This window comes from Methyloceanibacter marginalis (assembly GCF_001723295.1).
GTDB classification, from domain to species: Bacteria; Pseudomonadota; Alphaproteobacteria; order Rhizobiales; family Methyloligellaceae; genus Methyloceanibacter; species Methyloceanibacter marginalis.
On the sequence record NZ_LPWD01000262.1, the window covers coordinates 1 to 5,441 of the forward strand.

Genomic DNA, 5,441 nt, shown 5'->3' on the forward strand with positions numbered 1-5,441 from the left:
GTCTCTCGCCCCATCCCAGCAGCGCCGGAGTTGCGGGTCTTGACCGCGCGGGCCCGAAACGACTAGGGAACAGGCCATGGCAGGCCATTCCAAATTCAAGAACATCCAGTTCCGCAAAGGCGCCCAGGATAAGAAGCGCGCCAAGCTCTTCTCAAAGCTCGCCCGCGAGATCACCACCGCGGCGAAGATGGGGCTGCCGGATCCGGCCATGAACCCGCGACTCAGGACGGCGATCCAGGCGGCGCGGGCCCAGAACATGCCCAACGACAATATCGACCGGGCCATCAAGAAGAGCCAGGAGGCGGGCGGCGACAATTTCGAGGAGGTCCGCTACGAGGGATTCGGCGTGGCCGGGGTCGGCGTCATCGTCGAGGCGCTGACCGACAACCGCAACCGCACAGCCAGCGAGGTGCGCTCCATCTTCGCAAAGCATGGCGGCAATTTGGGTGAGACGGGCGCGGTCTCCTTCAATTTCGACCGGCTGGGGGCCATCGCCTTCGATCTGGACAGGGCGACCGCCGACGCGATGCTGGAAGCGGCCATCGAGGCCGGCGGCGACGATGTCGAGACCACCGACGAGGGGCATGTGGTCTATTGCAACCCGGACGAACTGCACCAGGTCGGCAAAGCGCTGGAGGACCGTTTCGGCGAGGCCCGCACCATGCAGATCCTGTGGCGGTCGAAGACCGATGTGCCGATCGACGAGGAAGCCGGCGAGAAGCTTCTGCGCATGATCGACGCGCTTGAAGAACTGGATGATGTGCAGCAAGTTTACGCCAATTTCGACGTGTCCGACGATGTGCTGCAAAAGCTGACGGCGGCTTGACCTCGAAAGGTCCTCCCATGGATGCCCCGACGGACGGTACCGAGTACAAGCATTTGCAAGAGCAATCGGCGCTGCCTGGCAAAGGCGGTCTCGCGCGCATCGGCCGTGCGTTTCTGAACACGGTTGGCGGCTTTCGCGAGGGACTGGCGACCGAGGCGGCCATCAAGCAGGAGGCGTTTCTCGTCCTCATTGCGCTGCCGGTCTCGTTCTTCCTCGCCACAAATCTTTGGATCTGGGCGGCGCTGATGGGGAGCCTGATCCTGCTTCTCGCCGCCGAGTTCCTCAACACCGCGATCGAACGGTTGTGCAATCATTTGCACCCGGAGAAGCACGAGGCCATCAAGGTCACCAAGGATCTGGCCTCGGCCGGCGTGTTCTGCGTCATCGCGCTGACCGCGCTGATTTGGATCGTGGCGGTGATCGACCGCTTCTGGGCGTGACCCGCGACGTCACGCGCTGGCCGCTCCGCGACACCGAGCAGGTCATCACCGGCAATGAAGCGCTGCTTGGTCAGAATCACGCCCTCGTCGCCATGACGCGCATGCGCAACGAGGCGCTGATCCTGCCCGACACGCTCGACTATCTCGGCGCCCATGTGGACGCGATCGTCGCCTATGACGACGCCAGCACCGACGAGACGGTCGAGGTCTTGCGCGCCCATCCCAAGGTCGCGCTGATCGTCGCCAACCAGGCGTGGGAGCGGGACGTAGACGCGCGGAAGCGCGCCGAAGGCCGCCATCGCGGGCTCTTGCTCGACATGCGCGCGCGGAGCTGCCACATGACTGGATGTTCTGCTTCGACCCGGACGAGCGGGTGACCGGAGATCTGCGCGGGTTCCTCGCCGGCCTCACGGACGAAACGGACGCGGTCCGCGTCCGCCTATTCGACGCCTATATGACGCCGGAGGATCACGCACCCTACACCTCCGACCAGCGGCTGCTGGATTTCCGCACGTTTTACGGCCCGGAGCAGCGCGACATTCTCATGCTGTGGCGCAACCGGCCGGAGATCGGCTTCGCCGAGGGCGACGGGCGCACGCCGCGTGGCATGACGGCAGTCGAGACGGACCTCTATTGCCAGCATTACGGCAAGTCGCTGTCGGTCGCCCATTGGGAGGAGACGTGCGACTACTACGTGCAGCATTTTCCCTACGAGACCTACGGGGCCAAATGGGAGGCGCGGAAAGGCCAGGGCATCCATACGGAGTCCGATTTCGGCCGCCGGCTCCACCCCTGGGGCGAGGACCTATTCGCCAATGCGGTGCCGATGCCGGCCGCGAAATAGCCCGCAAAAAAAGGCGGGAGCCTAAGCTCCCGCCTTCCTGCGCTTCTAGCCGCGGAGAGCACGGCTACTGGGGAGGCGCATTAGTCCTCTTCGCCTTCGTCCGGCGTGTCGCCAGGGCCGTTATCGGGACCGCCGTCAGGACCGGCCTGGGACGGGCCGCCATGCGGACCCTTGCCATGCGGGCCCTTGCCGTGAGGACCCTTATCGCCGGGGCCGCCATGTGGACCGTGCCGCCAGCCGCGGTGCATGGCCATGCGGGCCCGAACGCGCGCTTCGATCTCCTTGACCTTATCGAGCTGCTCCGCGGTGAGTGTGGTGCGGAGCGCACCGATCGCCGCCTTCAGCTTCTCGGCGTTCTGGGCACGCTCGATCGACCTGTCGGCGAAGCCTCGGCCAACGAGAACGCCTCGGTGGTGTCGCCAGGCGCCGTCATGCCGGGACCGCCGGGACGCATGGGCCGCTTCAGGGTTGCTTGCAGCGCGTCGGTGAATCGCGCCAGGTGTCGAGCTGATCGGCGCGGATGCCGATCTCAGTCTCCATGACGCTCAGCTTCTTGGCCAGGTAGTCAGGGTCCATTGGGCCGTGGTGCCCGCGACGGCCATGCTTGCCGTATTTGCGGTCCTCACCGCGGTCGCACATTTTCTTGCCTTCACCGGCCCAGGCACTTTGGCTCCAGCGCCCATCGTGGCCGGCCGCCAGGGTCACCGCCGTGAGGCCTGCGATACTGAGCACAGCGACAACGGCGATCGAGGCCATCCTTTTGGAGAACTTCATTTTGCAGCATCCTCAAGTTATTGGTGTCAGGCTCTTACCTACGGTCTCTTCGTTGCCCTTCTTGGTCCGCGCGTATCCGAACGTTGCTGCGGGAGCGAGTTTTATGTCGAAACATTGCTGGCCCGGAGACGGACGGATTTCGTTACAAGATTCCTCTCGTGGCCGGCGCCGGGCGAGGCTAGAAGGAGGCGAATTCAATGACCGCCACGCCCCGCATACTCGTCGTCGATGACGACCCCGAAATCCGCAAGCTCCTCGCGCGTATGTGGAGAGCCAGGGCTTTCGCGTGCTGCTGGCCGCCAGCTGCCAGGAGCTGCGCGATCAGCTGGCAACGCATCAGGTCGATCTGATCGTGCTCGACGTGATGTTGCCCGACGGCTCGGGCCTCGACGCCTGCCGGGACTTGCGGGCGCAGCGTTCCACCGTCCCGATTATTCTCCTGACGGCGCTGAAGGAGGATGTCGATCGCATTATCGGCCTCGAGATCGGCGCCGACGATTATCTCGGCAAGCCTTCAATCCCCGGGGAGCTGATCGCGCGGGTGCGTGCCGTTCTGCGCCGCCGGTCCGAGACGGTTCCCGAACCGAGCGACCTCAAAGTCTACCGCTTCGAAGGCTTCACGGCCGATCCGCAGCTGCGACGGGTGACCAACGATGAAGGCCAGGACGTTGATCTGACGGGCGCGGAGTTCGATCTGCTCAAAACGTTTCTCGACCGCCCCGGCCGCGTTCTGTCGCGCGATCAGTTGCTCGATCTTACGCGCGGCCGCGAGGGCGACGGTTTCGACCGTTCTGTCGACGTTCTGGTGAGCCGCCTGCGCCGCAAGCTCGGCGGCAAAGATCCGCACCTCATCAAGACGGTGCGGAACGGCGGCTATCAGCTCGCCGCCAAGGTCGAGATGGGGGACGGGCAGGCGTGAATACCCTCCGCGTCAAGATCGCAGTGCTTCTGGTCGTTGCGATCGTCTCGGTCGTCGGCCTCCTGACGGTCGTGCTCTTCTATCTCCTGGGCCCGCCGCAGCGATCCGAGCGCGCGCTCGAGGGAACGGCGCAGCAAGTCGAACTGGTGCTGGGGCTCATCAAGGAAGCTCCCGGCGTGGTGACGCTGAAACAGGAGCCCGCGCCCGGGCAAATCTACAAGCAATCGACCGAGGGTTTGCGCGAGGTTCTGACGGCGCGCGGCCTCGATCTCCCGGTCACAATATCGCGCGACGGACACGAGGCACCGCTGATCGTCTCGGTCCCCGTCGAGGACGGGTGGCTGTGGATGCCGACCTCCGGCATGCCGCCGCCCGGTCCGCCCTGGACGGCTTTGGTCAGATGGCTGACGGTGATCGCGCTCGGCGCCACTGTCATCGCCGTGTTCGTGGCCAACCGCATGGTGCGGCCGCTTGTGTTCCTGGAAGACGCGGTGGCCTCGGTCGGTCCCGACGGGCTGATGCCGGAACTGCCCGAACGGGGTCCGGCGGAGGTGCGGGCCACGGCCAAGGCGCTCAATTCTCTCTCGGCCCGGCTGAAGCGCTCCATGGAGAGCCGCATGCGGCTTGTGGCCGCCGCCGGTCACGATATGCGCACGCCGATCACGCGCATGCGGCTCAGGGCCGAGTTCGTGCCGGAAGAGGAGGAGCGCGGCAAATGGCTCAACGATCTCGACGAGCTCGAGCGTATCGGCGACAGCGCCATCATGCTCGTGCGCGAAGAGACCGGCGCCGCGGCGCCGGAACGCATCAGGCTCGATGAGCTGGTCGGCGACATCTGCGCCGACCTCAAGGAGCAGAGCCTCGACGTGACCGGCGTGAACTTGCGCCCTGTCACGATACGGGCGAGCCGCTTCAAGCTGAACCGCGCGCTGCGCAACCTGATCATCACGCGGCGACCCACGGCGTTCGGGCGCGGGTCAGCGTGAACGGCAGCGGTACCATGGCGCGCATCGTCATCGAGGACGACGGCCCCGGCATCCCGGAGGATCTCATTCACCAGGTGTTTGAGCCCTTCTTCCGGGCCGACCGGGCGCGCCGCCAGGATATTCCGGGCGCCGGGCTCGGAATGACCATCGCTTACGAGATCGTGAGCCGGGCGGGCGGGCGCATCGAAATCGCCAACCGTCCGGGCGGCGGGCTCGTGCAAACCGTCGAGCTGCCGGAAGCCGTTGACGAGGCGAAGACCTAGCCGTTGCGCTTGGTGAGCGGTACCACCGTGCTGTTCGCTGCCACGGCCGGGATCGCAAGGACCGCGGTGAAGCCTTGAGCCGTTGTCTCAAACGATAGCTCCGCGTCCCAGATCTCCGCGATATCCTTGACGATCGCAAGTCCCAGCCCCGACCCCGCACTCGTGGAATCGAGGCGGGCGCCGCGGTCGAGCACCTCATCCTGCTGCTCGATGGGGATGCCCGGACCGTCGTCGGCGATCGCGATGCGTGCCGTGGCGCCATCGTGCGTGGCTTCGATGACGACGCGGGAGCGCGCGTGGCGAACGGCGTTCTCGGTGAGGTTGCGAGCGCTTCGGCGAGGATCCTGGGGGATCGATGGCGCGCCCTGACATCCGGCGAGATCTCGGCC

8 protein-coding genes and 1 pseudogene are annotated in these 5,441 nt (G+C 65.7%); 7 read left to right on the plus strand and 2 right to left on the minus strand.

Going from position 1 to position 5,441, the window contains the following annotated elements:
• The first annotated feature begins 76 nt into the window (after positions 1-76).
• Genes AUC71_RS10075 through AUC71_RS10090 form a run of 4 tightly spaced genes read left to right on the plus strand, consistent with a single transcriptional unit; the run spans position 77 to position 2,110 of the window.
• Positions 77-826: a YebC/PmpR family DNA-binding transcriptional regulator gene (locus tag AUC71_RS10075; RefSeq protein ID WP_069624160.1), complete on the plus strand. Its 750-nt coding sequence runs from the start codon at positions 77-79 to the stop codon at positions 824-826.
• A 17-nt stretch (positions 827-843) separates the two neighbouring features.
• Positions 844-1,266 (plus strand): diacylglycerol kinase, encoded by a 423-nt coding sequence (locus AUC71_RS10080; protein ID WP_083238257.1) that lies wholly within the window; start codon positions 844-846, stop codon positions 1,264-1,266.
• Entirely contained in the window at positions 1,263-1,643 is a 381-nt protein-coding gene (locus AUC71_RS20295) for a glycosyltransferase family 2 protein (RefSeq protein WP_069624161.1), read from the plus strand. The genes AUC71_RS10080 and AUC71_RS20295 overlap by 4 nt, the downstream gene beginning before the upstream one ends.
• On the plus strand, positions 1,613-2,110 hold the full coding sequence (locus AUC71_RS10090; protein WP_069624162.1) for a hypothetical protein: 498 nt from the start codon (positions 1,613-1,615) through the stop codon (positions 2,108-2,110). The genes AUC71_RS20295 and AUC71_RS10090 overlap by 31 nt, the downstream gene beginning before the upstream one ends.
• Positions 2,111-2,572: 462 nt before the next feature.
• Here AUC71_RS10090 and AUC71_RS10095 read toward each other — a convergent pair whose 3' ends face one another.
• Positions 2,573-2,884: a hypothetical protein gene (locus AUC71_RS10095; protein WP_069624163.1), complete on the minus strand. Its 312-nt coding sequence runs from the start codon at positions 2,882-2,884 to the stop codon at positions 2,573-2,575.
• A 197-nt stretch (positions 2,885-3,081) separates the two neighbouring features.
• Here AUC71_RS10095 and AUC71_RS10100 point away from each other — a divergent pair.
• From AUC71_RS10100 to AUC71_RS21200, 3 genes and pseudogenes are all read left to right on the plus strand, one after another.
• A pseudogene (locus AUC71_RS10100) lies at positions 3,082-3,803 on the plus strand (response regulator).
• A complete protein-coding gene (locus AUC71_RS10105; protein ID WP_244500891.1) occupies positions 3,800-4,789 on the plus strand; it encodes a two-component system sensor histidine kinase family protein in 990 nt (329 codons plus the stop codon). Before AUC71_RS10100 ends, AUC71_RS10105 begins: the two are co-directional and overlap by 4 nt.
• Complete coding sequence (locus AUC71_RS21200) at positions 4,786-5,052, plus strand: ATP-binding protein (protein WP_244500892.1); 267 nt, start codon at positions 4,786-4,788, stop codon at positions 5,050-5,052. Before AUC71_RS10105 ends, AUC71_RS21200 begins: the two co-directional genes overlap by 4 nt.
• Here the strand turns inward: AUC71_RS21200 and AUC71_RS10110 are convergent.
• On the minus strand, positions 5,049-5,441 hold a 393-nt coding region (locus AUC71_RS10110), incomplete at its 5' end, for an ATP-binding protein (RefSeq protein ID WP_244500893.1). The genes AUC71_RS21200 and AUC71_RS10110 overlap by 4 nt on opposite strands.

Bases quoted from the DNA above. Each gene is read 5' to 3' on its own strand.
- AUC71_RS10075 (WP_069624160.1), top strand. From the start codon at position 77: ATGGCAGGCCATTCCAAATTCAAGAACATCCAGTTCCGCAAAGGCGCC.
- AUC71_RS10080 (WP_083238257.1), top strand. From the start codon at position 844: ATGGATGCCCCGACGGACGGTACCGAGTACAAGCATTTGCAAGAGCAA.
- AUC71_RS10090 (WP_069624162.1), top strand. From the start codon at position 1,613: ATGTTCTGCTTCGACCCGGACGAGCGGGTGACCGGAGATCTGCGCGGG.
- AUC71_RS10095 (WP_069624163.1), bottom strand. From the start codon at position 2,884: ATGAAGTTCTCCAAAAGGATGGCCTCGATCGCCGTTGTCGCTGTGCTC.